At 47.1% G+C, this 26,967-nt stretch carries 13 protein-coding genes and 1 pseudogene; 10 read left to right on the forward strand and 4 right to left on the reverse strand.

The annotated features are described in order from the left end of the window. Positions 1 to 7: 7 nt before the first annotated feature. Complete coding sequence (gene ppk1 / locus AT705_RS14630; RefSeq protein ID WP_058797129.1) at positions 8 to 2,095, reverse strand: polyphosphate kinase 1; 2,088 nt, start codon at positions 2,093 to 2,095, stop codon at positions 8 to 10. 209 nt (positions 2,096 to 2,304) lie between these two features. Beyond that, positions 2,305 to 2,808, reverse strand: a complete 504-nt coding sequence (locus AT705_RS14635) for a glycine cleavage system protein R (protein WP_058797130.1) — start codon at positions 2,806 to 2,808, stop codon at positions 2,305 to 2,307. Between the two features lie 452 nt (positions 2,809 to 3,260). Here AT705_RS14635 and AT705_RS14640 point away from each other — a divergent pair, with 452 nt between their 5' ends. The 8 genes from AT705_RS14640 to AT705_RS14670 all read left to right on the forward strand — a co-directional run bounded on the left by AT705_RS14640 (position 3,261) and on the right by AT705_RS14670 (position 12,350). Continuing rightward, complete coding sequence (locus tag AT705_RS14640; protein ID WP_058797131.1) at positions 3,261 to 5,495, forward strand: ABC transporter permease subunit; 2,235 nt, start codon at positions 3,261 to 3,263, stop codon at positions 5,493 to 5,495. Between the two features lie 15 nt (positions 5,496 to 5,510). Then, complete coding sequence (pstA, locus tag AT705_RS14645) at positions 5,511 to 7,160, forward strand: phosphate ABC transporter permease PstA (RefSeq protein ID WP_049863217.1); 1,650 nt, start codon at positions 5,511 to 5,513, stop codon at positions 7,158 to 7,160. 29 nt (positions 7,161 to 7,189) lie between these two features. Next, the gene (gene pstB / locus AT705_RS14650; RefSeq protein WP_058797132.1) at positions 7,190 to 8,017 is read left to right on the forward strand and encodes a phosphate ABC transporter ATP-binding protein PstB; all 828 of its coding nucleotides are present in this window, start codon (positions 7,190 to 7,192) and stop codon (positions 8,015 to 8,017) included. Positions 8,018 to 8,103: 86 nt separating this feature from the next. Beyond that, complete coding sequence (gene phoU / locus AT705_RS14655) at positions 8,104 to 8,805, forward strand: phosphate signaling complex protein PhoU (protein ID WP_058797133.1); 702 nt, start codon at positions 8,104 to 8,106, stop codon at positions 8,803 to 8,805. 94 nt (positions 8,806 to 8,899) lie between these two features. Continuing rightward, entirely contained in the window at positions 8,900 to 9,052 is a 153-nt protein-coding gene (locus tag AT705_RS25305) for a hypothetical protein (RefSeq protein WP_157576798.1), read from the forward strand. A gap of 303 nt (positions 9,053 to 9,355) precedes the next feature. Further along, positions 9,356 to 10,033 carry a TIGR00153 family protein gene (locus tag AT705_RS14660; protein ID WP_010383283.1) on the forward strand — a complete coding sequence of 226 codons (678 nt, stop codon included), beginning with the start codon at positions 9,356 to 9,358 and terminating at the stop codon, positions 10,031 to 10,033. 50 nt (positions 10,034 to 10,083) lie between these two features. After that, on the forward strand, positions 10,084 to 11,352 hold the full coding sequence (locus AT705_RS14665) for an inorganic phosphate transporter (RefSeq protein ID WP_058797134.1): 1,269 nt from the start codon (positions 10,084 to 10,086) through the stop codon (positions 11,350 to 11,352). 77 nt (positions 11,353 to 11,429) lie between these two features. Continuing rightward, on the forward strand, positions 11,430 to 12,350 hold the full coding sequence (locus AT705_RS14670) for a hydrogen peroxide-inducible genes activator (RefSeq protein ID WP_058797135.1): 921 nt from the start codon (positions 11,430 to 11,432) through the stop codon (positions 12,348 to 12,350). Between the two features lie 67 nt (positions 12,351 to 12,417). On the opposite strand, the gene AT705_RS25720 is transcribed toward AT705_RS14670, so the two are convergent. Both AT705_RS25720 and AT705_RS24960 read right to left on the reverse strand, forming a co-directional pair. Beyond that, positions 12,418 to 12,621 (reverse strand): hypothetical protein, encoded by a 204-nt coding sequence (locus AT705_RS25720; protein WP_010383280.1) that lies wholly within the window; start codon positions 12,619 to 12,621, stop codon positions 12,418 to 12,420. Between the two features lie 164 nt (positions 12,622 to 12,785). Continuing rightward, positions 12,786 to 12,965 (reverse strand): annotated as a pseudogene (locus AT705_RS24960) (EAL domain-containing protein); the annotation flags it as partial. Positions 12,966 to 13,333: 368 nt separating this feature from the next. On the opposite strand from AT705_RS24960, the gene AT705_RS14680 reads away from it, so the two are divergent. Both AT705_RS14680 and AT705_RS14685 read left to right on the forward strand, forming a co-directional pair. Next, positions 13,334 to 14,572, forward strand: coding sequence for a hypothetical protein (locus tag AT705_RS14680; protein WP_058797136.1), 1,239 nt, complete (start codon positions 13,334 to 13,336; stop codon positions 14,570 to 14,572). Between the two features lie 2 nt (positions 14,573 to 14,574). Then, positions 14,575 to 26,964: a SpvB/TcaC N-terminal domain-containing protein gene (locus tag AT705_RS14685; protein ID WP_058797137.1), complete on the forward strand. Its 12,390-nt coding sequence runs from the start codon at positions 14,575 to 14,577 to the stop codon at positions 26,962 to 26,964. Positions 26,965 to 26,967 lie beyond the last annotated feature (3 nt).

Genomic DNA, 26,967 nt, shown 5'->3' on the forward strand with positions numbered 1-26,967 from the left:
GCTGCCCTCATGTATTGGATTGATTACTTTCCCACTTTTTCAGATGGTCATAGATAGCTATCTGGGAGCGGATCTTCTTCTTATTACCGCGACGAACATAGAGATTCTTCTGTTCGCTGTCAATGATCCGAGCTTTGGCCCTGTCCTTGAATTGCAGCTCAAGAATATCGATGATCAGTTGCTTGAGTGATTCATCGTAGATAGGCGCACCCACTTCAACCCGGTGATCCAGGTTGCGGGTCATCCAGTCGGCAGAAGAAATGTAGACCTGTGGGTCACCGGCATTTTCAAAGACCATCACCCTGGGATGCTCTAAAAAGCGGTCGACAATACTGATAACTTTGATGTTCTCACTAAAGCGGGGTAATCCGGGTACCAGGGCACACATGCCGCGAATGATCATGCGGACTTTCACGCCTGCCATCGACGCATTGTACAAGGCGTCTATGAGCTCTTTGTCTACCAGGTTATTAACCTTGACGGTGATCTTGGCCGTTTTACCCGCCTGAGCGTTTTTACTTTCCTGATTAATCAAAGCCAGGATTTTCTCTCGCGCATTGAGCGGAGAAATCATCAGGTGTTTAAAGTTAAAGGGTCGGTAGCTGCTCTCAATAAACTTGAACACGTCGTCACACTCATCACAGATCTCCGGGTGTTTTGTGAATAAGCTGAAGTCGGTGTAAATACGTGCTGTTTTTTCATGGAAGTTACCGGTGCCGATGTGGGCGTATTTCACTATCTGGCCTTTCTCTTTGCGGTGTACCACGCACAGTTTACTGTGTATTTTCAGTGCCGGGATCCCCACCATGACCTTGATGCCATAGTCGCTGAGCATTTTCGCCCATTCAATGTTGTTTTGTTCATCAAAGCGGGCTTTGAGCTCGACCATCACGGTGACTTTTTTACCGTTCTTGGCAGCATTGATCAGCGAAGACATCAATCTTGAGCGGGACGCGACACGGTAAATATTGACCTTGATCTGAGTTACTTTGGGATCAAAGGCGGCCTGGCGCACATATTCAAGCATGTGATTGAACGTGTGATAAGGATAATAAAGCAAAATATCTTGTTTGGAGATTGCCCGAAAGATGCTTTGGTGTGCATTGAAGGCTTCACTTTGCAGAGGCGGCAGTGGTTTATTTTCCAGATAGCCACGGCCGACATTAGGAAAGCCGATGAAATCGCGGAAGTTCCGGTATGGACCGCCCGGGATCAGGGCGTCCTGACTGGTCACGCCAAGGCGTTTTTTCATCACCTTGAGTATCTCTTCTGGCATCGCTTCGTCATAGGTCAGGCGGACAGGCTCAGCATATAAACGTTGCTTGAGACCCTTCGACATTTTATCCAGCAGGCCTTCTTCTATTTCGTCGTCGAGGTTGTACTCGGCATCTCGGGTCAGTTTTATCTCATAGCCTTCAATGCTGTCAAAACTCAGAAAGTTTCTGAATACTTCGTTAAGGAAGAAGCGCACGACTTCATCGAGCATGACAATGGTTTTGTGACGACGGGTTTTTTCCGGTGGCAACAGAATAAAGCGTTCCAGGCGATCCGTGGGAAGCTCAAGCAAAGCGTGATGTTGTTTATCACCGCGCATTTCGACAAACAGATAGGTCAGTGCGTCATTGATGTGAGCAGAGTAATCCTTGCTCTCGCTAAGCAAAATCGGACACATGTGCTGTAGTACTTGATCTTGAAAATACTTTGCCAGCCACTGCTGGTGAAAATCCGACAGCTCAGCAGGTTTTTTGATATGAATGTTGTGTTCGTTCAGATCAACCAGGATCTGATCATAAATATGTGAAAACTTCTTGCCCAGTTCCAGCACTTTCTTATTCATCTGGTTGAGCAGGGCTTCGTCTTCGTCAAAGTCCGTATCGGGCAGATTACTCAATAATATGCGACGTTTTACGTCAGCAACACGGACACGGAAAAATTCATCTAAGTTATTGGAAAATATACCTAAGAATCTGATTCGCTCGATAATTGGGTTACTTTTGTCTTTGGCTTCCTGAAGCACGCGCTCGTTAAAAGAGAGCCAGCTCAGCTCCTTGGCAAAGTAGCTGATGGTAATGGGATCGTTAGATAATGCCTGCATCTTTCTGTCCATGGTAATTTAAAGCTGCGCGTAGAATATGTCGGTAGTGTGACACTTATATGACATATGCTGTCATGTCACCAAATTATCAACAAAGTGTAGACCAATCTGCCTGATTTGCTTTGTTTGATATCAAAGTGTCCGTACATTGAAAGCTGATAGGTAGAATGGCCGGTAAGGCACTGTAATGACCTTACCGGATAACGCTATTAAGGTTGTTCAACGTCTACGATCAGATCGCTGGTGATTGCTTCAAGCGCTTCGACAACGTTGTCTTTTAGCATGCCAGCTGGCAAGCTCACGGTGGCAAATGCGCTAAATATCGGTACTCCCCAATTTGGTGCGCTCTGTTGTTTAGAGTTAAGGTGGGTAATATTCGCCCCCTTATGTCGGATCACAGCTGCCAGCTCCTGTACAATGCCAGGTCGGTCATTACCCGTGATCACCAGATTTAATGTTTCCGGCTCTGTGCCGTCGGTTTGCTCGCCATTTGCAATCCGCACCTCCAGATCCGGGATATCAAGTACGGCGTTTTGTAGCTCTTGTAAGTGCTCCTCTGCTACTTCAACCTGTACTATCCCTGCAAACTGTCCGGCGAAGTGGCTTAAGTTACTGGTTAACCAGTTACCGTGGTGGTTAAGAATGGTTGAGGAAACTCTTTCAACGAGACCTGGTTGGTCCTTGCCTATAAGTGTTAGTACTAACTGCTTCATATCACATGTCTCTTATTATTGGTGGCTCGGTATCTAAGCCCTGAATGAAAGCGAATAATCGCTCTATAAGCCTAGTAAATGAAACTTATTTGTCTACTTCCGATAATGGATACAATGTAAAAAAATGCAAAAATCACCGGTGTCACTGTAATCCAGACCTTACTTCGGGTGTTAAGTTCCTTTGACAGCACGTAATACCATTATTTCCTGACGCCCTGTGCCGTGTCTTTCTCTGTGTGTGGGAGATTTTTTTCGAGGCAATATCGGTACTTTGGTGTAAAGTTGGGAACGGTTTGTCTGTGCTTTGATGCGCCAGACTGAGAAAATACGCCAAGGACAGTACCGAATCACCGCCAGTCTGTAAAAGCGGGCAGACTTGGATTTAGGTGTAACACAACTGTCATCTTGATGAAATATAATGCGCCGCAGTTTGATTATGAAAGGGTATTTTGATGACTTCCAATCCGCAAAAACCATCCTTTAAAACGGATAGAAGCCGTCTCTTAAAGGACCGCTTTGCCCAGTTTGGCATTACCTCAGGTGGGGTAATGGTATTGGTCGCTTTGCTATTGATATTCTTCTATTTGCTTTATGTTGTACAGCCTATTTTTGAGTCCGCTAAGGTCGAAAAACGGGTTGACATTGCATTGTCTGCCGAGAAGCGCTACTTGGCGCTGGGTGTAGAAGAGCAAACAGAGATTGCGTATCTGCTGGACAACACCGGTCAGGTTGATTTTTATCAGGTAAAAGGCGATAACACGGGCTCGCTGCTGAGCACTTTGCAAACACAGCTTGATGGCCAGATCACCAGCTTCGCGAAAAGTGCACCATTTTTAGGTCAGTACGCGTACGGCCTTGATAATGGTGAGGTGCAAATCCTTAAGCCCAGTTTTGTGGTGACTTTTCCGGGTAATCAGCGTGTGATGAAGCCACGTCTGGGTTATCCGCTGGATGGCCAGCAGTTGTTGGTTGATGAACAGCGCCAGGCACTGAAAAAGTTTGCCTTCAGTCATTACGAAGACAAAACTGCCGTAGTTGCACTGACAGCCGATAAGCGTGTGATCTTCGCATCGTTTGCGGCCGAAGAAAATATGTTTTCGGGTGAAATGGAGTGGCAGGTAACGCGCACTGAGTTACCTATTGAAGGCCGTATTGACGATCTGCTCATTTCGCCAGACACAACACGTACTTTTGTACGTTCTGCAAATCAGATTTATATCTTTGACACCCGCTTTGCGGACGATGTCACGCAATTCCAGTTATTGGCAGCCAACGAAGAAAATGCCAACCTGGTCAGCATGGCGTTGTTGGCAGGTGCCAACTCGCTGATGCTGGCAAACGACAATGGCGAAGTGTCGCAGTGGTTTGAAGTGAACACGGACGATGGCCGTGAGTTTGCCAAAATTCGTGCTTTTGACAGCGATAAGAGTAAGCACATGACAGTGCACAGTGAGTTTTATCGTCGTACTTTCTTTACCACCACAGAGCAAGGTGAGCTGGGTGTTTACTACACCACCAGTGAAGCTGAGTTATGGCGCGGTAAAGTGGCAGAGCAGGCCATTGATGCCTTCGCGATTTCACCGCGTGCCAATGCAGCGCTATTGCTAACCGGCAATCAGGTGAGTGTGTTTGAGATCCACAATGAGCACCCGGAAGTAACCTGGTCGGCATTGTGGCAGGAAGTTTGGTATGAAGGTTACCCGGAGCCAGCCTATACCTGGCAGTCCACGTCTGCCAGTGATGACTTCGAATCTAAATTCTCATTAGTGCCGATTTCGTTCGGTACGATTAAGGCGGCGTTCTATGCCATGCTGTTTGCGGTTCCGATTGCCCTGTCTGCGGCGATTTATACTGCTTACTTTATGTCGAGCGAGTTGCGTCGTGTGGTGAAGCCAACGGTTGAAATCATGGAAGCACTGCCTACCGTTATTTTGGGTTTCCTGGCAGGTCTGTGGTTAGCGCCGCTGATCGAAAGCCACTTACCTGCGATTGTCGCTTTACTGTTATTGCTGCCACTGGCCATTCTGGGTACGGCGCTGGGCTGGACTAAGCTTCCTAAAGCCATTCGTCACTTGATCCCGGACGGCTGGCATTCAATCTTGCTGATCCCGGTTGTCCTGCTGGTTGGCTGGGTGTCATTTGCCATGAGTGATGTGATTGAAGGGTGGATGTTCGGCGGTAACGTACGTCAGTATCTGACTAACGAACTAGGCCTGACCTTTGACCAGCGTAACTCTCTGGTTGTGGGTATTGCGATGGGCTTTGCGGTTATCCCGACGATTTTCTCGATTGCTGAAGATGCGGTATTTAGCGTGCCTAAACACCTCTCCAATGGTTCATTGGCATTGGGGGCAACCCAGTGGCAAACCTTAGTTCGTGTTGTGCTACTGACTGCCAGCCCGGGTATCTTCTCCGCAGTCATGATGGGTCTCGGTCGTGCCGTGGGTGAGACCATGATTGTACTGATGGCGACGGGTAACACACCGATTATGGATTGGAGTATCTTCCAGGGGATGCGTACTTTGGCGGCGAACATTGCGGTAGAAATGCCTGAATCGGAAGTAGGCAGTTCACACTATCGGATCCTGTTCCTGGCAGCCTTTGTATTGTTTATTTTTACTTTCGTATTTAACACGATGGCTGAGTTTGTACGTCAGCAGCTGCGTGAAAAATATAGCTCAATGTAACTGGAGTGAGATGACATGGTAAGACAGTGGTTTAAGTCAGGATCTCCGTGGATCTGGATGACAGGTGGTGCGGTCAGCATCAGTTTGATCTCGGTACTGGGTCTGCTTGCAATGATTGCGTGGAAAGGTTTGAGCTTTTTCTGGCCTTCCGAAGTGGTGGAAATGCACCTGCAAGGCTCGGTTCAGAAACAAACAGTCATTGGTGAAATCTACGACAGAGAGTTAGTGCCTAAATCGCGACTGGAAGCGACTGGCCTGGATTTTTCTAATCACCCAGGCGAGTACATCGAGCGCTTATTGGTAAAAACGGGTAACCGTGAGTACGTTGAGCTGGATTTCCGTTGGATCTTGTCCACCGATATCCAAAGTCAATCAAAACCGGCGCAGCTAGCGGTCTTTGAACGTACTAAAAATGGTAACTTCTACGGGTACGTTGAGCGTGTTATTCGCGACGGTCAGGTTGTCACTGACAACCCGGTAGAAGCGCTGGAAGAGATGGTTGAACGTGCTGTAGATCTGAACGATGAAGCGCTTGACCTGCAAAATGGCGAAATTGGCCACATTAACTACGAGCTGGAGCGTTTACGTCTTAAAGAGCGTGCTTATCAGCTGGATAATGAACTGACGCCTGAAATCATCGCTGATCTGGAAGCACGACGTGCTGCCTTACGTGATGAATACAAAGTGCTGGAAAAGACGCTGTTTGAACTGCGTAACGGTGCGAAACGTGACCAGGTCGTGGTGCGCGACATGCGTGGTGAAGAAGTAACACTGCCTTTGTATCAGGTATTAGACTTCTGGTTCCCGAATGACATGGGTTTCTTTGCTAAACTGGGCCACTATATGTCGCAAATTGGTAAGTTCATTAGCGATGACCCACGTGAAGCGAATACTGAGGGCGGGGTATTCCCGGCCATCTTTGGTACTGTGTTCATGGTTATGCTGATGGCGGTGATTGTGACCCCATTTGGTGTGGTTGCTGCGATTTATCTGCATGAGTATGCGGCTAAAAACGCGGTGACTAAGATGATCCGCATCGCGGTGATCAACCTGGCAGGTGTACCGTCTATCGTATACGGCGTATTCGGCTTAGGTTTCTTCGTTTATATGCTGGGTGGTTCACTTGATGCCTTGTTTTATCCAGAAGCTGCACCGAGTCCGGTATTTGGTACGCCAGGCGTGATTTGGTCAGCACTTACACTGGCAATCCTGACGCTGCCTGTGGTGATTGTATCGACTGAAGAAGGCTTATCTCGTATTCCAAGCACAGTGCGTCATGGTTCACTGGCACTGGGCGCGACCAAAGCCGAGACTTTATGGCGTATTATTATTCCTATGGCCAGCCCGGCAATTATGACCGGTCTGATCCTGGCGGTTGCCCGTGCAGCCGGTGAGGTTGCACCGCTGATGCTGGTGGGTGTGGTGAAAATGGCACCGACCTTGCCGCTGGATGGTAACTTCCCGTATATTCACCTTGACCGGAAGTTTATGCACCTGGGTTTCCATATTTATGATGTGGGCTTCCAGAGCCCGAACGTAGAAGCGGCACGTCCTTTGGTTTATGCGACCGCCTTCTTACTGGTAACTGTGATCATTGCACTGAACATCACTGCAATTGGGATCCGTAACCACCTACGTGAAAAATTCAGAGCTTTAGAGCACTAATAGTAAAGTATTTAAATAGGTAAACATTTATGATTACAGTAGCGCCACAGGTAAATAATGCAGGTACCAGCAAGAAGTTGGATCTGGAAAACTTGAGCCCGGAACTAACCGCGTTAGAGATCAAAAACCTTGACCTTTACTATGGTGACAAACAGGCTCTGAGCAATATCAACATGTTGATCCCACGCGGTCAGGTAACGGCGTTTATCGGTCCGTCGGGTTGTGGTAAATCGACGCTATTGCGTTGTATCAATCGCATGAATGACCTGGTCGACACGTGTCGTATCGAGGGCGAAATTAACCTCAATGGCACCAACATTTATGATAAAAGTGTCGATGTAGCGGCTCTGCGCCGTAATGTTGGCATGGTATTCCAGCGCCCAAACCCTTTCCCTAAGTCTATTTACGAGAATGTGGTTTACGGTCTACGCTTACAGGGTGTAAAAGACAAACGTAAGCTGGATGAAGTGGTTGAGCGCTCACTGCGTGGTGCTGCTTTGTGGGATGAAGTGAAAGATCGTTTGCACGACAGTGCATTTGGTCTGTCGGGTGGTCAGCAGCAGCGTCTGGTTATTGCACGTTCAATTGCGATTGAGCCGGAGGTATTATTGCTGGATGAACCTACCTCGGCACTGGATCCTATCTCGACTTTGGTTATTGAAGAGCTGATCAATGACCTGAAAGAAAAGTACACCGTGGTGATCGTTACTCACAACATGCAGCAGGCGGCGCGGGTATCCGATCAAACAGCCTTTATGTATATGGGTGAGCTGATCGAATATTCAGATACTAATACTCTGTTTACAACACCGACTAAGAAGAAAACCGAAGACTATATCACAGGTCGTTACGGTTAAATCATCTGGCTCTGCACAGTGCGGAGTCAGCGCAAGCGCCGCGATAGCGGCGTTTACCGAGTGTTGAAACAAATTAGGAACTGATTATGGAACATAATATTAATAAGCATATCTCTGGCCGCTTTAATGAAGAGCTGGAGAACGTTCGTAACCATGTATTGAGTATGGGCGGACTGGTTGAGCAACAGCTAAATCTGGCCCTCGATGCGGTGAGCCATTGTGATGAAACCAAGGCGCGCAAAGTCAGCGAGAACGACTATCAAGTGAATGCCATGGAAGTGAGCATTGACGAAGAGTGTACTCGCATTATTGCAAAGCGTCAGCCGGCAGCCAGTGACTTGCGATTGGTTGTTGCCATTGCGAAAACCATTGCTGATCTGGAACGAATTGGCGATGAAGCGGAGCGCATTGCGAAAGTAGCACTGGACTCTTTCACCAAAGATCAGCAAGACTTGCTGGTGAATGTTGAAAATATGGGTCGCCTGGTTTCTCAGATGCTACACGATGTGCTGGATGCGTTTGCCCGAATGGATGCGCAGCGTGCATTTGAGGTACATAAAGAAGACGCCAAAGTGGACCGTGAATATGAAGCGCTGACGCGTCAGATCATGACTTACATGATGGAAGATCCGCGTTCAATTCCTAAAATTATGGACCTGATCTGGTCGGTTCGATCATTGGAGCGCATCGGTGATCGTTGTCAGAATATTGCAGAATACGTAATTTATTTCGTTAACGGCAAAGATATTCGCCATACTTCTCAGGAAGACATCGAAAAGACACTATAGTACTAAAAATATGCAAGTACCAATAGTAGACACTGTGTTGTTTTTTATCTATAACTGTTTGTGAGTAAAAAGTAATCAATAGAAGGAATGAACTATGAAACTAGCTCTGAACAAAAAAAGTATGAAACAACTTGCGATGAAAAATAAGTCACTCAATGACAAAATGACGCCCCAGGTTGCCGGGGGAGTCGGGCCCATGCATACGGAGTTAACGTGTTATCAGGATTGCTTTGTAAAAGAAGTATGATCTGATTTGGGCATGGACATGAGCGAGCAATATGCTCGCTTTGTTCGAGTTAATTCCGCTCAGGCTTGCTCATACGTAACAAAATTATCCAATCGCTATACAGGCTTTATCTGACTATTTTTTCTATGTTTATTGTAGAGTTAATCAAAAAGATGGCTGCTGTATCAGAGTGGCAACCTGACTGTTTGTTAAACGTGATTGTGCCGTTAATCAGAACTTCACACGAAAAAGCGTTCACAATTTGGCTTAATACTGTAAAATTGCGCCCTGCACATGCATATTAATATGATTTAAGGGTCAGTTATGCCTAGTAATGCATTTTTAGGAGTGTTCGCAAAGTCTCCTATTAAGCCGATTGAAGAGCACATAAAGATCGTCCATCAAGCCAGTGAAACCTTGATCCCGTTCTTTAATCATGCCTTCAAAGGGGAATGGACCGAGGCCGATGCGCTTCGTGTGCAGATCCGTAACCTGGAAAGAGAAGCAGATACATTAAAACGTGAAGTGCGCCTGCACTTGCCACGTGGTCTGTTTATGCCAGTAGAACGTACAGATTTACTGGAACTCATTACCCACCAAGACAAGATCGCCAATAAAGCCAAAGACATCGCTGGACGCGTAATTGGTCGTGAACTGGAGATCCCTGAATCAATTCAAGCCGACTTTTTGGCGTATCTGACACGTTGTGTTGATGCGACCAAACAAGCCTCAGAAGCCATTAACGAATTCGATGAACTGCTGGAAACTGGTTTCCGTGGTCGCGAAGTTGCACTGGTCGAAAAAATGCTCGTTGAACTGGATGCCATCGAGGAAGATACCGATGAGATGCAGATCCGTATTCGTATGGGATTACGCAGCATTGAAAGTGAACTCAATCCGATTGATGTGATGTTCTTATACAAGATCATCGAGTGGGTTGGTGAGCTGGCAGACATTGCTGAGCGCGTAGGTTCACGACTGGAGCTGATGCTGGCGCGTTAAGCGTGCATCATCTGCCTTCACACAATTAGTTAAGAATTAAAGGTTTTACAATGGATATCATTGCATCCTATGGCACGCTATTGATCATTATAGCGGCCGCAGTTGGTTTCTTTATGGCCTATGGTATTGGTGCGAACGACGTAGCCAATGCAATGGGGACATCGGTTGGTTCTAAAGCACTGACCATCAAGCAGGCGATCATCATCGCGATGATTTTTGAATTTGCCGGTGCCTACCTGGCCGGTGGTGAGGTAACGTCAACGATCCGTAAGGGGATCATCGATTCAACCCCATTTATGGACATACCTGAGCTTATGGTACTGGGCATGATTTCGGCCCTGTTTGCCGCAGGTACCTGGTTATTACTGGCTTCAATGTTAGGCTGGCCGGTCTCGACCACGCACTCTATCATTGGTGCCATCATTGGTTTTGCGCTAGTAGCTGTGGGCAGCGAAGCCATTCAGTGGGGCAAGGTTGCAGGTATCGTGGGCAGCTGGATTGTTACCCCAGCCATCTCAGGCTTTATTGCCTACCTGATCTTTATGAGTGCGCAGAAGCTGATTTTTGACACGGACAAGCCGCTGGAAAATGCGAAGCGCTATGTGCCTGTGTACATGGGTCTGGCTGGTTTCGTGATGTCACTGGTTACTATCAAAAAAGGCCTGAAGCACATCGGTGTTGATCTGGGTGCGGTAGAAGGGTACGCACTGGCTATCGGTATTGCCGTGATTGTTGGTTTGATTGGTAAAATGGCCATCAACCGCCTGAAGATTGACCCGAATGCGGATAAGCAAATGCACTTTAACAACGTTGAGAAAGTGTTTGCTATCCTGATGGTACTAACGGCGTGTTGTATGGCGTTTGCGCATGGTTCGAACGACGTTGCCAACGCGATTGGTCCTTTGGCTGCAGTTGTAAACATCGTTGAGCACAATGGTGAAATTGCCAAGAAAGCTGCACTAGCATGGTGGATCTTGCCACTGGGTGGTTTAGGTATCGTGGTCGGTCTGGCTGTATTGGGTAAAAAAGTGATTAAGACCATTGGTGAAGGTATTACGCACCTGACGCCAAGCCGTGGTTTCGCTGCTGAACTGGCTGCGGCATCGACCGTAGTAATTGCATCGGGCACAGGCCTGCCAATCTCAACAACGCAAACCCTGGTTGGTGCGGTACTGGGTGTTGGTATGGCACGCGGTATCGCCGCTCTGAACATGGGTGTGATCAGAAACATTGTGGTTTCGTGGGTTATCACGTTGCCAGTTGGCGCTGCCCTTGCTATTGTTATATTCTACATTCTGAGAAGCGCGTTCGGCGTTTAACAGAAAGGACAGACTTTTAGCTTGAAAAGATCTCAATGCCTTTGGTGTTGGGGTCTTTTTATTTGTGGGTATAAAAAGTGAATAACTTACCAAGCATTAAACAGTTACAGTATTTAATTGCCGTACATCAGCACCAGCATTTTGGTCGTGCCGCGGAAGCTTGTTTTATTGGCCAGTCAACCCTGAGCAGTGCCATTCAGAATCTGGAGGAAACGCTGGGGTGCCAACTGATAGAACGTGAAAACCGCAGTCTGATGTTTACGGATGTGGGCGAAGAGGTCGTTGAGCGTGCCAAGCGTATTATTGGTGATACCATCAGTGTGGTGGAATTGACTAAGAGCTTTAAACACCCGCTGTCAGGTAAACTGGTTTTGGGGATCATTCCTACTATTGCCAGCTTTATTGCCGCGCCCCTATATCGCTTTTGTAAAGATGCTTTCCCTGAGTTACAACTGGTTCTGGTAGAGGATACCAGCGATCGCTTACTCGACAAGCTGGAGCAGGGTCACATTGATATGGGCATGCTGGCATTGCCCTACCGGACAGAAAAATTTCACACTCAGGTCATTGCCAGGGACCATTTTTCTTTAGTGCGTCATCTCGACTACCAGGTACCTGAGCAGCTGGATGATTTTAATGTGTTGCCCGAGCAAAGTGTCTTTCTACTGGAGCGGGAACACTATATGACCGATCATGCGCTCAGTGCGTGTCACCTCAATCGCAGTGCCTGTATCAACCCGTTTGAAGCTGCCAATCTGCATACCTTGCTGAGCATGGTGGAATATCAAAACGGCGTGACCTTTTTGCCACAGATGGCGCTCAACGCCGGGATCCTGGAAGGTAAACCTATGGTTGCGACGGCGCCGCAACCTGATGCCTACCGAGAGATTGGTTTGCTATGGCGTAAAACCACCGGACGGATCCGTGATTTTCGTTTGTTCAGTGACAAAGCGGGTGACTTTGTTGCACAGCATTGCAACGAAGTGAAAAACTCGTAACAAAATCATGAAGGGCTGTAGCCCTTCATGTCTGATAGTCAGTGCTGAAATGAGCCGTGAAGTGCGGTTATGACTCCAAAGAACCCAACTGGCGGCTTGATTTGAGGTCGGGTAAGAATAATAAATAAACCCACACCACCAGGTTAAAGTAAGGCACTAAGCCCAGTAGGGTAAAAAATAGTTTAGGGTAGCCTTTGTGACTTGCGCTTCGGTAACATTGTACGGCGATAACAACGTATATGAGCAACAATATAATAGACAGCTGTACCATTGCGATTCCTCCATTTCCATAGCCAGACGTGTCCAAATCCGTTGAATGTCTTGTAAATACCTGTGTTTCAGGTATTTAAAGTGACACGTCAAAATGTACGCTTAATTATAGATGAGAATTACCCAATAGGCAGCTATATTTTAGTCGAATTTTGTACAAAAAGACTAGCAGGCTGTTTTCTCAGATAAAATAGTTTGCAGCACGGCAGTGAGCTGCTCGACGGGCAATGGGCGCGAAATGTAGTAGCCCTGACCGTAATCAATGCCTATCTCCTTGAGTGCATCAAAGATCTCTTTACTCTCTACATATTCAGCCACTGAACGCTTATCCAGCGAGTGACTGATGTATCACAACATAGCTCTATGATTTAATACCAATCCGCATTAATACACTAATCAACAGGAGATTTATCCGCGTCAAGATTGGCTACTTAATTGTGCGGATTGGGATATCTTTTCAGATATGCTGCGCATTCATACGTGCCATCTGACCGCACAGGGTCATATCATAATTGCTCTAACCCAAATACGATATGCAGCTTGGAAAGCTTTTTTTAACAAAATGCGGCGATAAATTCCCAATGTTTTATTGCTTATTTGTTTCTTGGGTGATTGTTTTGTTTTTTTAAAGTGTTTCCCATGTTCCGCTGTTTGAAATAATGTAATTTTAGAGTTATTATTCGCGCCGATTTTGACCCTTGTATGGAGACGTTATGGTTTGGCAAACAATTGTGACCGGGATATTCTTTATTGCTATGCTCTTGCATTCATATGCACTAGCGTTTGATTCAAATGCCCAGCCCGGCCACTGTGGGTCTTCACCGTCCGGGCCACCAACACCTTCGGGCGCTCCACTGGATCCGGATATCGGCCCGGGAGGTGACCATCCAGATCCTGATAGCCTGAAGTTTCTCAGGTCACTATGGGTCCCGACCATCAAGCAGTTTGATGTCAGTATGGCAGAGTCTGAGAGTGCCTTAACGCTGAGTTGGAGTGTCACGGGAACGTCTCATCTGAGGTTATTCAGATACAGTGCCAATGGTCCCTGTTTGTTGCTGGATACTCGCGGGGTTGAGCTTGCCCGTCAGGGAACGTTTACCGACTTAACTGCAATGTCCGCAGGTACGCACTTCTACCGATTGGTAGCAATCAATGGTAAGAATAAAGTTTTTGTTGATCAGTTTAATCATGTTGTAGGTGATGAAGTTCTGAATGGGGATTCTGCACTGCTGTTTGATGCAGAAAATAGAGATATAAACCATAGGACCGTCGTACACCACTTAGACAGTATTTTCTTTGCCACACATGATAACAAACTGGTGAAATATTCTAATCAGGGCGGAAGTTGGGCATTTGATTGGGAGGTTGCGCTTAGCGGTGTAGTATCAAATCGTCCTGTTTTCAGTGACGGATACGTCTACTACTCAGTGAGCTTGTTGCGTGAAAGAGGGCAGGTTTGTCGAACACAAATCAATGACGTTGACCAGCATGTATGCTCGGGTATTCGAAACAGCAATATTATTGCAAGCCCAGTCCTGGTAAAGGCTGCGAAGCCTGATTCCGGTGTATTTTCATTCTTCAGCACGCAGCCAGCTAAACAGGAATTAGCAGGTGTCTATGCGTTTTTGCGCAATGGCAGTATCGAAGTACTCGACTTTGCTCAGCATGCGAGAACCGTTGCACGCTTTCAAGTCCCCCCAGAGATTTCTATGAATGTGCTAACTGCCCCGGTAGCAATCACAGAAACCTCGCTCGCAGAGCATTCAGATCCTCAATTTATATATCGTGAAGGAAATAGTGTGTTTGGATTGCAAATGCCAATGGTGGAGGCCCGGCAGCAGTTCTCCATTTATGGCCTATGGTCATCTTTATTTGGCGAGGATGAACAGAGCGAACCTCTGCCGCTGGCACAGCCAGTCACTTTGGATGTTTTGTGGAAACAGGAGTTGTAATTGTGGCCATTATTCGAGTTTTAATCGCTGTATTTTTAATTGCGAACAGTCCATTAATATGGGCTGTTAGCCAATGTAACAGCTCTGTCCCAAGTCTGACCATTATTCAAGGAGATGCCGCCAGCTTCACAATCCCCGATATTAATAAGTTTACCATAAACCCGGGAGGGGGCTTTGTTCTCGATTTCCGTCAGGGCGGTGAATTGAAGATTAACGGCGTCACCACAAAGCGATATGTTAATGGATTGAGCTCACGCGCTAACTCCCCGACAGTGTCAATCGCCGATCTGAAGCCTGGTACCAATAAGCTCATCCTGAATTGGACTGATCATTGGGAAAAAAATGACGCTAACCAGTCCAGCAGGGTTTATTCAGGGCAGTGTAAAATTACCGTTATTGTTGCCAAACGAACCATCCCTGTATTTTCCGACCCGGTTATTAATGGCACGCTCAGTGATGGAAAGCTGGCTGCAGGTATGGATATCAGTATTGGCTTCAAGGTCAAGGATGAAGGGAGAGATATAAATAAATTTACAATTTCAGGCGGTCTGGTCGGCGCAGAAGCTGATCAGGCGTGTAGCACCGATACGTATGATAAAAATCATACGCTCACCTGTAATTTAAGTTTGACATCACCACCGGCTGGGGATTACAGTTATCGGGCATCAGTTCAAGATAATCAAAATAATAAGGCCCTTTCAAAACGTGTTAAGTTTACTGTTCTGAAAAGGAACACCGAGCCCACAGTAACGATTAAAGGGATCGTGAATTCTGTAGAGCAGACAGGTAGCTTCATTGATGTTGGACAGGAAGACGAAGTTTCGGTTGTTGTTAAAGCCAGTGATGCAGATCAGGAGTCTTACAATGAACTGAATGAAGCGGTGTTCAGAGTCGGAAGTGGAAATTTCACTGGTTTTAGTGGTGGCGATTTGTGCACCAGCCAATCTGGATGCCGTGAGTATATCGGGGAGATTAGCCAGACTACCCTTGTTGAGGTGAAGGTGAGAGATGCAGCAGGTGCTGAAGCAACCTCTGGTCTTACCTTTAATTATGTGACCGCGCCTGAAGTACAAATCAGTGTGAGTAACGACGCACCGTTTTATGATCAAGCATTCACTGTTAAAGCCGAAGTCACTGATAGACACGGGTTCAACGCTGAAAATTCAGCTTTGATGTTATGTCGTGTTCCGAGCGGTAGTCGACTACCCAGGAATCAGGCGTGCGCGGGAAGTAGCAAAGTGGCAGATTGCAATGATGCTGCGGGCAACAATAATGTGTACTCCTGTGAATATAAAGAAAATACCAAGCCAGATCAGACGCTCTCTCCAGGTGGATATACCTATTATACCTATGTCAAAAATCTTAAAGGATTACAAGGAAGCGAGGCATCCGTTAATGTCAATGCTCAGCCCTATTTGAGCACCCGAATTGAATATGTTCAGCCAAGCAATAGCTCTGTTCTTGAAGGTGACCCTGTAACATTTAGCGTAACAGCCTTTTCACAGAGCACACGGTCAGAGTCAATAGACTATGACGACGTGCAATTTTTGCTGGATGGTTCGCCGGTCGATAACACAGACCTTAAGATTGAAAATGTCAGGCATTGTGACGTAAACAAACCGCAACCGAAGGATAAGATCCGACTCTGTACAGATAGTGATAGTAGCTTTGATCTGGTCTGGACGCCTGAGCAGGCATACCAAAATATCACTATTTCTGCACAACTGGTGGATAATGTGGGTAACGAGAGTCGCTCTGATTCCACTGTTTTGAATATTGTGTCACGTGAAAGCGTGAGCCCTTCGGCCCCACGTATTAACGTACAGCAAGCACCTGACAACATTCGCACTCGCGTGATCTCATTGTCAAATATCTACAACACCGCTGAGTTGGCAGTTAGTGCAAAGATAGATAACCAATCTGTAACGATTGAAGGCACAGGCTACAGCAGTGGAGAAGTATGGACAGGCCGGGTCACAACCAGCATCCAGAATCATGGTCAGAACCTGGTTGTAACAGCTCAGGGAAAACGTAGCTTAGATGGACGGCAATTAGCAGGACCCGCTGTCACTCATGATCACACTATTCAATACACTTTGCCCGACAAGCCGCAGGTTTCAGTTGCGCTCAGAGAAGACAAGAGCACGCCGGGTCAGTACGTGTTAACTGTAGAGCACAGTGATACGAAAGAGCTCATTTTTGAGGAAATTGCTGAAACCGCGACAGTACTTTACAGGCCTGCTAGCAAAGAAGCGGTCACTGGAAATGGGTCGTTCTCAGACACAATCAGCGTAGATCTTGCCCGCTCTCATGGTAAGAAGCTGTCCGTATGTGTTAAAGGCAGAAACTATCACCCTGAAGACGGTAAGCAGTTTCAGGCGACTTTCAGTGAGCAACAGTGTGCCAACAAAATTGTGCAAGACCCTGAAAAATTTACTTCAGGCGCGCCAGGCAAGCCTGATATTGCCATTCAGGGAGATCAAAAAAACTGGAACAGAGTGAATGTTACTGTCACGGGTGGAGCAAATACAGAGCGTCTGAATGTGCAGGCTACCTTGGACGGGGAGCCAGTGACCATTTCAGGTAGTGACTACGACCAAAATACAAGGAAGTGGACGGGCTATCTGGACACCCATTACGACCAAAAAGGGATGCAGCTGGAAGTTGAGGCCGCTGGGTATAAGACCGTACAAACAGACGATGGAAATTGGCATACTGAGCTACACGGGCCAACGGAGTCAGACACTTACACCATTACTTATCCCGCGCCTGCAACGCCAGATAAACCGACTGTTGAACTAGACGAACCGGTCAATAAATCAGGTCAGTATAGGTTAACGGTAAAGCGACCCGCAGCACTCAAGCATGCCAAAGCACTGGATATTGTTGCGACGTTGGGTGATGTGTCTATAAACGTATCCGACAGGATCCCTGTTACCGAGCAGTCAGTATCTGATCTTAGTTTTGACATAGCGACGGTTGAGCATGACCACAGCAAAAAGCTTGAAGTCTGTGTTAAAGCCGTGAATTACCATAGCATTGACGGAGCGCAAAGAGACCCCGTTTTTGGCGAGCAAAACTGCAAAAGTGAACGCGTTGACTATGGTGAGCCTGACGACCCCGGAGAGCCAGTAATTACCTTAACTCAGGCTGAGGTGGGTGTTTATTCTATAGATGTAGGCAATCTGAGCAAAGCCCATGCCCTGAACATCAAAGCAACGATGGATGGAGAAGTACTTGTTGAGGGTTCTGAAATAAAGTTTCAGGGCGTTTCTTACAATCACAGTGTCGCAACCAAGTATCAGCATCATGGCGCAACACTGACTGCGTGTGTTTATTTAGTTAGGTATCGTGAAATACTTAAAAATGGACGCATCGAGTATGATGAACATGCCCGCAAAGAGGGCAAAGCTGTGTGTCACTCCACCGTTGTGTCTCATCAACTACCCATCCCAGGTGTTCCCAGGTTCACGTATTTTCCCCAAGACGGTAAGGCTGCCGGGGACTTTCTGTTGGGCTGGCAAAACAGCGAAGATGCAGCCAGAGCATATTTCAAAGTAACCTCCTGGAAAGGGAGTGTTGCGGATAAGTTCAAAGATGATAACCAATTGACCGTGGTTAAATTCAAAGAGCAGTTACAGCACCGAATTAACAAGCCGTATCTGGGTCAGTTCAGCTATGAGCTCTCAGCCTGCAATATTCAGGACTTGTGTAGTGACGGCCATCAGATAACCGTCTCTAATGTTGTACCATTGTTAGAGCAGGCAACCTTGCAGGTACATAGTGAAAAGAGCGCAACGCTCACTCTAAATGGACGGTATTTTGACCCCCAATCGTCAGAATTGTTCATGCGATTGCGCAGCACCGGAGAAACATACAGCTTTAATAATGCCAGCCTGACTGTCACCGAAAATAAAGTTGAGACAGAGATTAGCTCACAGCACATTATCGACGGATATCATGATAGTGGCTTATATCTGGCTGTGAATAACGGTGTTTACCAGAATGGTGAACAAGTGATTACAGATACGGTGTTAGACGGCAGTGGCCTGGAAATAACCTCAGATTTAATGGGGCGCTCAGTGACTGTCAGTAATAATGGGTTTCTGTATGCCGGTACTGAGATGGGGTTATCAGCATTTAAGATTGAAAACAAAGGCCTCAGTCATCAATGGACTCATCTGACCGATCCTCAGCTAGCCAATGAGATAAATACAATCAAGGGAGTCGCGGCCACGCCTGTTGTGGTTAGTAGCCAGGGTTTTGATGATTTATATTTTGGCGCGCTAAACCACACTTTTTATAAAGTTCGCCACCAAATCAATGCGGGTTACTTCGCCGACCGACATCTTGAAAAGTGGCGATTTATGACCCGTGGAGCAATTTTAGCGCCAGCGCAGCTAGATACTGACAATAATGTCTATATTGGTTCAATGGACGAGGCTTTGTATTCACTGGATACAGATACGGGTCTGGCGAACTGGCATTACGCATTTCCCTATTCCGGCGGCATTGATGTGGCTCCTCAGCTCTCCGCATCCGGGCACATCTATGTGACGACAGTCGATGGCAACATGCATGAGATTGATCGTAGCATGATCAAAGCCAATGCAATTAAGTGGCAATCACTGGATGAACTCGCTGAAGCATTTGCAGACGAACTGGCTGAATGGGAATCTCTATATTGGCATCCGGGGCAATCTGATACGAATGCGATTGTTGTGGCCAAAGCTTACTATATTTTGATGCAAAGGCCGCCGACTAAGGCGCAGCTTAGCTTTTTGACGTATCTGCTGACCAAGGGATATCCGTTAAATGAAATTATTTTTACACTGATCAGCGGCAACCCTGAACTGGCCAATACCGATAATGCCGGGTTTGTGAATCGTTTGTTCGAGTACCTGACCGGTAATGAGCTTGCGTTAGATAGCAGTTTATCTTTGGGAGGCAAAACTCAGGCACAATGGGTCCAGGCTTTGAATTCCGGGGTAACCCGAGCGCAGCTGGTCTACCTGTTACTCAACACTGCAAATGCCGAGTACAGCCAGGTGGTATATAGCTCATTGTATTATTTTTATGGTTATTGTCTGGCCTCAAAAGGTTGTACATATTATCCAGACAGCGATGGAGATGGCCTGAATGATCAAGTTGAGCTGCTAACGGGCCGCAATCCTCTGGATCCAACCGATGGCCTGGGAACACCAACACTGAAATTGACTCAAAACATCAGTGGAAACCTGGTCTTTGAGGCGGAGTCGAGTGGTGATATTGACGAGTATCAGTTTGAATTAAGCGTAAATAACCAGAGTTTTAATTTAACGCGATACTTTGAAGCAGAGGATAATCACCCAAGCAGATCATCTTTACCCGGCGACCAAAGTGAACTGTATTATGCGCTGGCGAACGGTGAGTATCGTTTCAGGGTCAAAGCTTGTATCCGCATATCTCTGCCGAATAGTGCGCAGGATAGACACTGTAGCCTGAATTACTCAAACGTAGAGTTCTTACACTTAACTAACAGTGGCGTCGATGCGCCCATTAGTTTAGTCATGCCCTATCACCAGGCAGGTAAATCAGCGCCGTCGAACGAAGTTTTGACAGCCAGCGCCCGGTTTGCCGCCACGTTAGGCAGTTTCAGAGTCAGTGAATCCGGTGCCGCGAATTATAGTTTGCCACTGATGGTTCCTGAAGGGATCGCAGGTGTGACTCCACAAGTATCGCTGAATTACAGTAGTCAAAGTGGTGATTCAAATGTGGCGCTTGGCTGGAGTTTGGAAGCGGGGTCTGCCATTAGCCGATGCAGACAAACAAAGGCACAAGATGGCCAGTTTAAAGGGCTTACCCTGGACACAGATGACAGGTTATGCCTGGACGGCCAGCGGCTCATCAGTACCGGTAAGCAGCACTATGACAGTGGCTTTGCTGTGCTGGACAGTTACATAACAGAAATAGATAGCCAAATTAGAGTGGTGAAAGTCAGTACTAATTCGGGCATTAAATTTATTGTGCAGGGTAAAGATGGCTCCGTTAAACAATATGGAGGAAGTCCGGATCTTGAAATTCGCTTGAAAGATTCTGATGACAAAGAGCAAACGCTTAGTTGGTTGTTACACAAGGTGTATGACAATCTGGAAAATGAAGAAACGGCCATTGAATATCACTATAAACGCATCGCTGATAATGATCATCACGAAACAGTTTTATCTAAGATAACCTACAGTGACAATCGTATTGAGTTTGGCTATCAAAGTGGGCCTGTCAGAGCCTCGGCATATGTCGATACGGCGATCACAAGCCAGCTGGCCAGGCTGTCTAATATCCGAATGCTTAACCACCATGGATATGAACTATCAGAATATCAGTTCACATTTAGTACCTTAGCGGATGGCCGCCGTACACTGGATGAGGTGGCTCAGTGTCGTGGAACGATCTGCAAGCGTCCCGTGAAATTTCGCTACAATGACGCCGCGACGGCGCTCACCTTTGACAGCGCCACTACGCTTCTTTCTGCAGGGCAGGCAAGCACTATAGCCGCTTTTTCACTGGCGGATTTACAAGGTGATGGCAAGCCTGAAATGGTGGTTCTATACAGAACCGCCACACACCGTTATGTACTGTGTGCCTACGAAGGCACGCATCAAACAGATTGCCGGGATGTAAACAGAGAAGATCACGATGAATCGGTGGCGATTGCGATTTACGACCATGACAATGACGGGCGGCAGAGTGTCCTGATCAACATTAAATCGCGTAAAGACGGTATCAATCGACCTTACTGGCAGCAATTTGGTATTGAGAACCACAGCTGGGAGCAGCAAACATTACCTTTTGAAAAACCAAACTGGTTTATGCGTGAGCTGAAGCTGGCCGATATGAATGGTGACGGATACGTCGATGCGGTGTTCAAAAATGAGCAGGATGCAGCGGATCAGTATATCTACGCGAGTGTATTTAACACCCAGACTAAACGTTTTGATAAACCTGAAATACTGGATGCAGACATAACGAGTGTGAACGCCGACTTCACCGAAAAAGGCAGCGACTGGGTGCTGTTGGATATGAACTTTGATGGTCTGGCGGACATCGTGTCGTTCAAATGTCGCCAATTCACTCACTGCGATGAAAACAAAGTGAATCGCCTCTATGTGCATTACAATCAGGGCATGTCTGCACTCAATCATTTGAGTTGGTTCAATACCTTTACTGCCAGTCAGGTAACCACCGGGACTGAATTAAAACACCTGACCCCTGCTGATATTAATGGCGACGGCTTGGTAGACCTGATTTATATGGACACCAGCGCCAGCGATGAGGAGGTGAAACGCTGGAAAGTGCTCATTAACCAGTCCAGTGAACGAGTAGAGTTTGAAGCGGTATTCGTGCAGGAAGCACGCAGTGACACAGGAGGTGCAGGGCTTGCAACGGATAAGTTTGCTCCCATCGTCGCGGATGTTGATAAAAATGGCCGTGTTGAACTGTACTTCAAAAGCAATAATGGTGCACTGTGGTTCGCTTATGAGTGGTCACCGGAGCTGCAAACTTTTGTAAAGTCAGACCACCACTTTAGTACTCCGGACATCTCCCCTGAACAAGGTGACTATGCTTTTTATGCTGATCACAATGGGGATGGCGTTGCAGAAATACTATACAAGAGCAAGAAGCACCTCAAAATGCGTTTTAACCAAACGCAAAACCCTTATGAAGGCATGCTCGCTGAGATCACACAAGGCGCAGGAAATAAAACCAACATTACTTACGGGCTGATGAATGAGCCTGCGGTGTACTCTGAGCTTGATGAGGTACTTGATGAAGATGCGCGTTTGTTTCAGCAACAGGGGTTGCTGGTAACAAAAGCCATTTCGGCTATGCCTTTAGTGCAGCGTGTTACCTCAGACAGCCCTGCCTCTGACAACAGCCTGCTGAGAAGTTCGGTAGATTATCATTACCGGGGCGCACGGGTACAGTTTGGTGGCCGGGGCTGGCTGGGCTTTAAGCAATTGGAGACATCGACGGACAAAGCGGATAGCACGGGTACTTCATACACCTTTACGACAACAACGCAGTACCATCAAGCGTTTCCATTAACCGGAATGCCAAGTAGTACACGAAAACAGTGGCAGGGGAATGAGGTGATTTCTGCGGCGCAGAATACCTATGAAGTAAGAAGCTTTGCGCCGTTAGCCAGCGGGGCAAGTGCTCATCAGGTATATCAGTCATTGAGCAGAGAATGTAGCTCGCGGATCGATAGCAATATGTTCATCAGCGGCTATGCCTGCAACGCCACGTCGATTACTCAGGACGAATATGCCAATGTTACTCAGACAATTACGACACAGTATGATTCAGATATTGATTTTGAACAGTTTGTAACCAGTGGGGGGAATGCCACTCTACTTTCCAGTGTTACAACCGTAAATACCTATGAAAGCAGCGACACAGGACTTCGGCTGGGGCGTCTGATTTTAAGTGAGGTAACCCATGAACAGCCAGAGATGACGGCACTGACAAGGCGCTCTGAATTTGAGTACTACGATGAAAGTAGTGACCATGCATGGATGCTCAAAAAAGCAATTACGGCAAAGGGACAAGGGTGCCATCTGGAGCTGACTAAAACCTATAGCTATGATGAGGTGGGCAATACAACAAAGGTGTCAACGGAAAACTCCGGGTGTATTGAGGACAAGCAGGTACGTTATCTGGAGACCGTTTACGATGACGAAAAGCGCTACCCGAAACATACAAAGCAGAATTACTATAAAAGTGGTGAGTATGACCCGCTCAAGCAGCTGGAAATCACAGGTGATGAGGTCACAAAGCGCAATGCATTTGGCCAGCCCCTGGTCGTTGAGTCTCCCGGTGGCAGCCGGACGGAGTTTATGTATGACACCTTTGGCAGCCAGATAGGTAGCTATCAGAATACGGGCGCACAAAGTTATCGCTATGCAACTGCCTGTGATTTGCCTGGCTGTGATATTCAGCTTGAGAAGTATGTAAATGGTGAGTTGGTTCAGCGTGATAGGGTCGATAGGGTTGGGCGCACCTTTGAAACACAAACGCGTACAGTACTTGGCAACTGGCTGAGCACACGATACAGCTTTGACAAATATGGCCGTGCTGTGACTGTCAATGCGCCAGATCAACAGGCTGTGACCACGCAGTATGATGTTTTTGACAGAGTGACACGTGTACAAGACCCTAACGCAGATATTACGACGGTAAATGAGCAGTTTGGGCTGACATCGACGGTTACTTTGACAGGCAATGTGCCTGAAAATAGCCAGTTCAGTAGTACGACCTACAATGAGTCTGGGCAGGTTATATCCGTTGTTGATGCCAACGGGAATACCTTGTCTTACGGGTATGACGTGTTAAATCAGCGCGTGTGGACCCGCTCATCAGCAGATGGCAACAGTAAGGTAGCAGAAGTCAGTTACGATCAACTGGGGCGTAAGACGCAGCAAAAAACCGTTGATTTGGGTACCTGGTCTTATACCTATAACGCCTTTGGTGAACTACTGTCACAAACCGACGCCAGACAGGTTAAGACCCATTTTGAGTATGACTCATTGGGCCGTAAAACTCGCCAGTGGCAAACTGTGCCGGACAGCGCTTACCGTGGTTCAACATCGGTGTTTTTGCAAACGGATATTATCAACGAAGGGGCCAGTGAATGGCTGTATGGAGGCAGTGCAGAGACTTACTTCCAGCTTAAAACTGCGACTCAGGGCAACGACTGGAAACAGCATTATTATTACGACCACTTTGGCAGGCTGGTGTCAACCCTGACAGGGTTATCGGGCACCACTCGCTGTGATGAGCATGTCACATTCAATACCCGGGCGAATGACCTGAGGCTTAGAACAGAGCCGAACAACCCGCTCATAAACCCAATAACCAGCTTGTGTGTTATTCAGCAAACGGCGTTTGACGAATATGGTCGGGTTAGTATTCAGCTTGATGATTATCGTCGCTCTGGGGCAGGGCGATACTATGAAGCCAGAGGTATACGCAACCACTATCAATATGGCCAGCTTAAGTCTCGTCAGGAGGCGCGAGAAGGGACACATGGTGAGGTGTATTACAACCTGACCGGACTTACAGCACGAGGACAGGTTAGCAGCTATGAGAAAGGGCATATCGCGGTAAAACTGGGCTATGCCAGCAATGGCATGATTGCGAGCATCAGTACACAAGGCAACTACAGCTATGTACAAAACGAGCATTATGAATTTGATGGCCTGGGCAATCTGACCAAGCGGACGTTAACGAACCGGGACACAGAGCGTTTTGGCTATGACAAGCTTAATCGGATAACACATATCAATGGTAGCCCGCACTTCAGTTATTCGGCCAGCGGTAACCTGTCAACCAAGCTTGATGGCAATAAAGAGTGGACACACCACTATGGTGGCATTGGTATTGCGAAACATGCCCTGACGACCCGGGAATATCAGAAAACCGTTTCGCAAGACGGTATTGGTGGCCCGATAGACAACCCCTTTGGTGGCGGAGCACAGGTGTACTCGTCGAGTAATTTCAGTGTATTCGGTGGCTCAGCAAACACATCTGTACACACTGCGACTGAAACCAGCGCGTTTGCTGGTGGTTTCACACAACCCAGAAAGGTCACGGTTTACGAGCGTTTTAAATATGATGCCAACGGCAATCAGACGCAGATGCAAACAGCAGAAGGGCTGATTGTGGATACGCGTGATTATCGGACGCTGAAATACACGACGAGAAACAAAGTCAGCGAAGTGACGGGCAATTCAGAGACGGTGCAATTTGCCTACGATGCGCACAACCGTCGTTATAAACGCACGGATAAGCATCAAACGGTGTACTATGTTGGTGCGCTGGAGCTAAGTGTCGACAACAGTACAGATGAGCATTACGTTAAACGCTACATTGGCAATGACGCAATGCAAATCTATTACAGCTCAGGTACCAGTAAGCTACAGTGGCTGTTTACAGATCACCAGGGTTCCATTGTCGCGGTAACCAATGCGTACTATAAACTGCTCAAACGATTCAGCTATGACGTATTTGGTAAACAGTCGACATCGGCCTTTACATTCCAGGAGCGCAATAGCGGGCATGTTGCATTACACCTGACCTTATCTGTATTTAACTCCGTACCACCGAACCTGCGCGGCTATACCGGCCATGAGCCAGTCTCACTGGGTGGGGACAACCGCATCATTCATATGAATGGTCGGATTTACGATGCAGAGACTGGCCGCTTTATGCAGGCAGATCCGGTGGTGCAGGCGCCTTCGAATCTTCAAAATTACAATGCTTATTCTTATGTGCTGAATAATCCTTTGAGTTATACGGATCCGAGTGGGTATTTGTTTAGTGCACTGAAAAAGGTTAATAAGAAATTAAAACCTTTCACTAGCCTTATCGTTGGTGTTGGCCTTATTTACATTACGGGTGGGACTGCAAGTTGGTTTGCTTCTTCCTGGTATGGCGCGGCGACAGCTGGAGCCATATCCGGCGCCGCTGGGGCGGCAGCCAATGGCGGGAACATCCTCAAAGGAGCACTCACGGGCGCTGCAAGTGCAGCTGCATTTTATGGTGTGGGCACAGCATTTGGTAAAGTTGAGTTTGGCAGTATGCTCCATGCTGGGAAAATTGCAGCGCATGGCCTGGTCGGTGGTGTAATGGCCGAATTACAGGGCGGTAATTTTGGTCATGGCTTCGTTGCAGCGGGCGTGACACAGGCATTTGCACCGGGTATCGACACCATTGATGCTGGATCTAGCTTTAGTATTGCCCGAGTGGTTGTGTCGGCTATTGTTGGTGGTACAGCTTCTAAACTCTCTGGTGGTAAATTTGCTAACGGTGCAGTGACTGGCGGATTTTCAAGGATGTTTAATGATGAGATGAAGCATCAGCAAAAAAGTTCTAGAAAATCAAAAATACAGAGTAAAACAAGTAATAGGGAAGAAGGAAAAATTTATATAACCGGGCACCGAGTTGCAAAAACAGCGATACATCTGGCAATTGAATATACTGGGGAAAATGGTGCAGAGTGGATAAGTGCTGGTCCAGAAGGTTTGACTATAGAAGGTGCGCAATTGCTTGTTAGTGGGCAGACAGCACAACGCCCAACGGATATGCCGTCAGAAAATTTCACTGTTGGTGAGGTCATAGCCCCTGAAGGAATGACTAATGCGGAATATTTCAATCAATTGAAATCCGCACAGCTAATCTATTGTAACTGCGTCGATTATGACCTTTTTCCCGGTATTATGAATAGCTACAACTCAAATAGTTTTGTTAGTGGCATAATTCAGGCGACTGGCGGTACTCCCACGGTCGACTTAAGTTTCTATTACGGTGGTGGCAAGCCTTTGCCTGGTAAATATTTTGGAAAGAAGGAATAGATA

This window comes from Pseudoalteromonas rubra, from assembly GCF_001482385.1.
GTDB classification, from domain to species: domain Bacteria; phylum Pseudomonadota; class Gammaproteobacteria; order Enterobacterales; family Alteromonadaceae; genus Pseudoalteromonas; species Pseudoalteromonas ardens.

Bases quoted from the DNA above. Each gene is read 5' to 3' on its own strand.
- AT705_RS25305 (WP_157576798.1), top strand. From the start codon at position 8,900: ATGAAACTAGCTCTGAACAAAAAAAGTATGAAACAACTTGCGATGAAA.
- AT705_RS14680 (WP_058797136.1), top strand. From the start codon at position 13,334: ATGGTTTGGCAAACAATTGTGACCGGGATATTCTTTATTGCTATGCTC.
- ppk1 (WP_058797129.1), bottom strand. From the start codon at position 2,095: ATGCAGGCATTATCTAACGATCCCATTACCATCAGCTACTTTGCCAAG.
- pstB (WP_058797132.1), top strand. From the start codon at position 7,190: ATGATTACAGTAGCGCCACAGGTAAATAATGCAGGTACCAGCAAGAAG.
- AT705_RS14665 (WP_058797134.1), top strand. From the start codon at position 10,084: ATGGATATCATTGCATCCTATGGCACGCTATTGATCATTATAGCGGCC.
- pstA (WP_049863217.1), top strand. From the start codon at position 5,511: ATGGTAAGACAGTGGTTTAAGTCAGGATCTCCGTGGATCTGGATGACA.
- AT705_RS25720 (WP_010383280.1), bottom strand. From the start codon at position 12,621: ATGGTACAGCTGTCTATTATATTGTTGCTCATATACGTTGTTATCGCC.
- AT705_RS14660 (WP_010383283.1), top strand. From the start codon at position 9,356: ATGCCTAGTAATGCATTTTTAGGAGTGTTCGCAAAGTCTCCTATTAAG.
- AT705_RS14635 (WP_058797130.1), bottom strand. From the start codon at position 2,808: ATGAAGCAGTTAGTACTAACACTTATAGGCAAGGACCAACCAGGTCTC.
- AT705_RS14640 (WP_058797131.1), top strand. From the start codon at position 3,261: ATGACTTCCAATCCGCAAAAACCATCCTTTAAAACGGATAGAAGCCGT.
- phoU (WP_058797133.1), top strand. From the start codon at position 8,104: ATGGAACATAATATTAATAAGCATATCTCTGGCCGCTTTAATGAAGAG.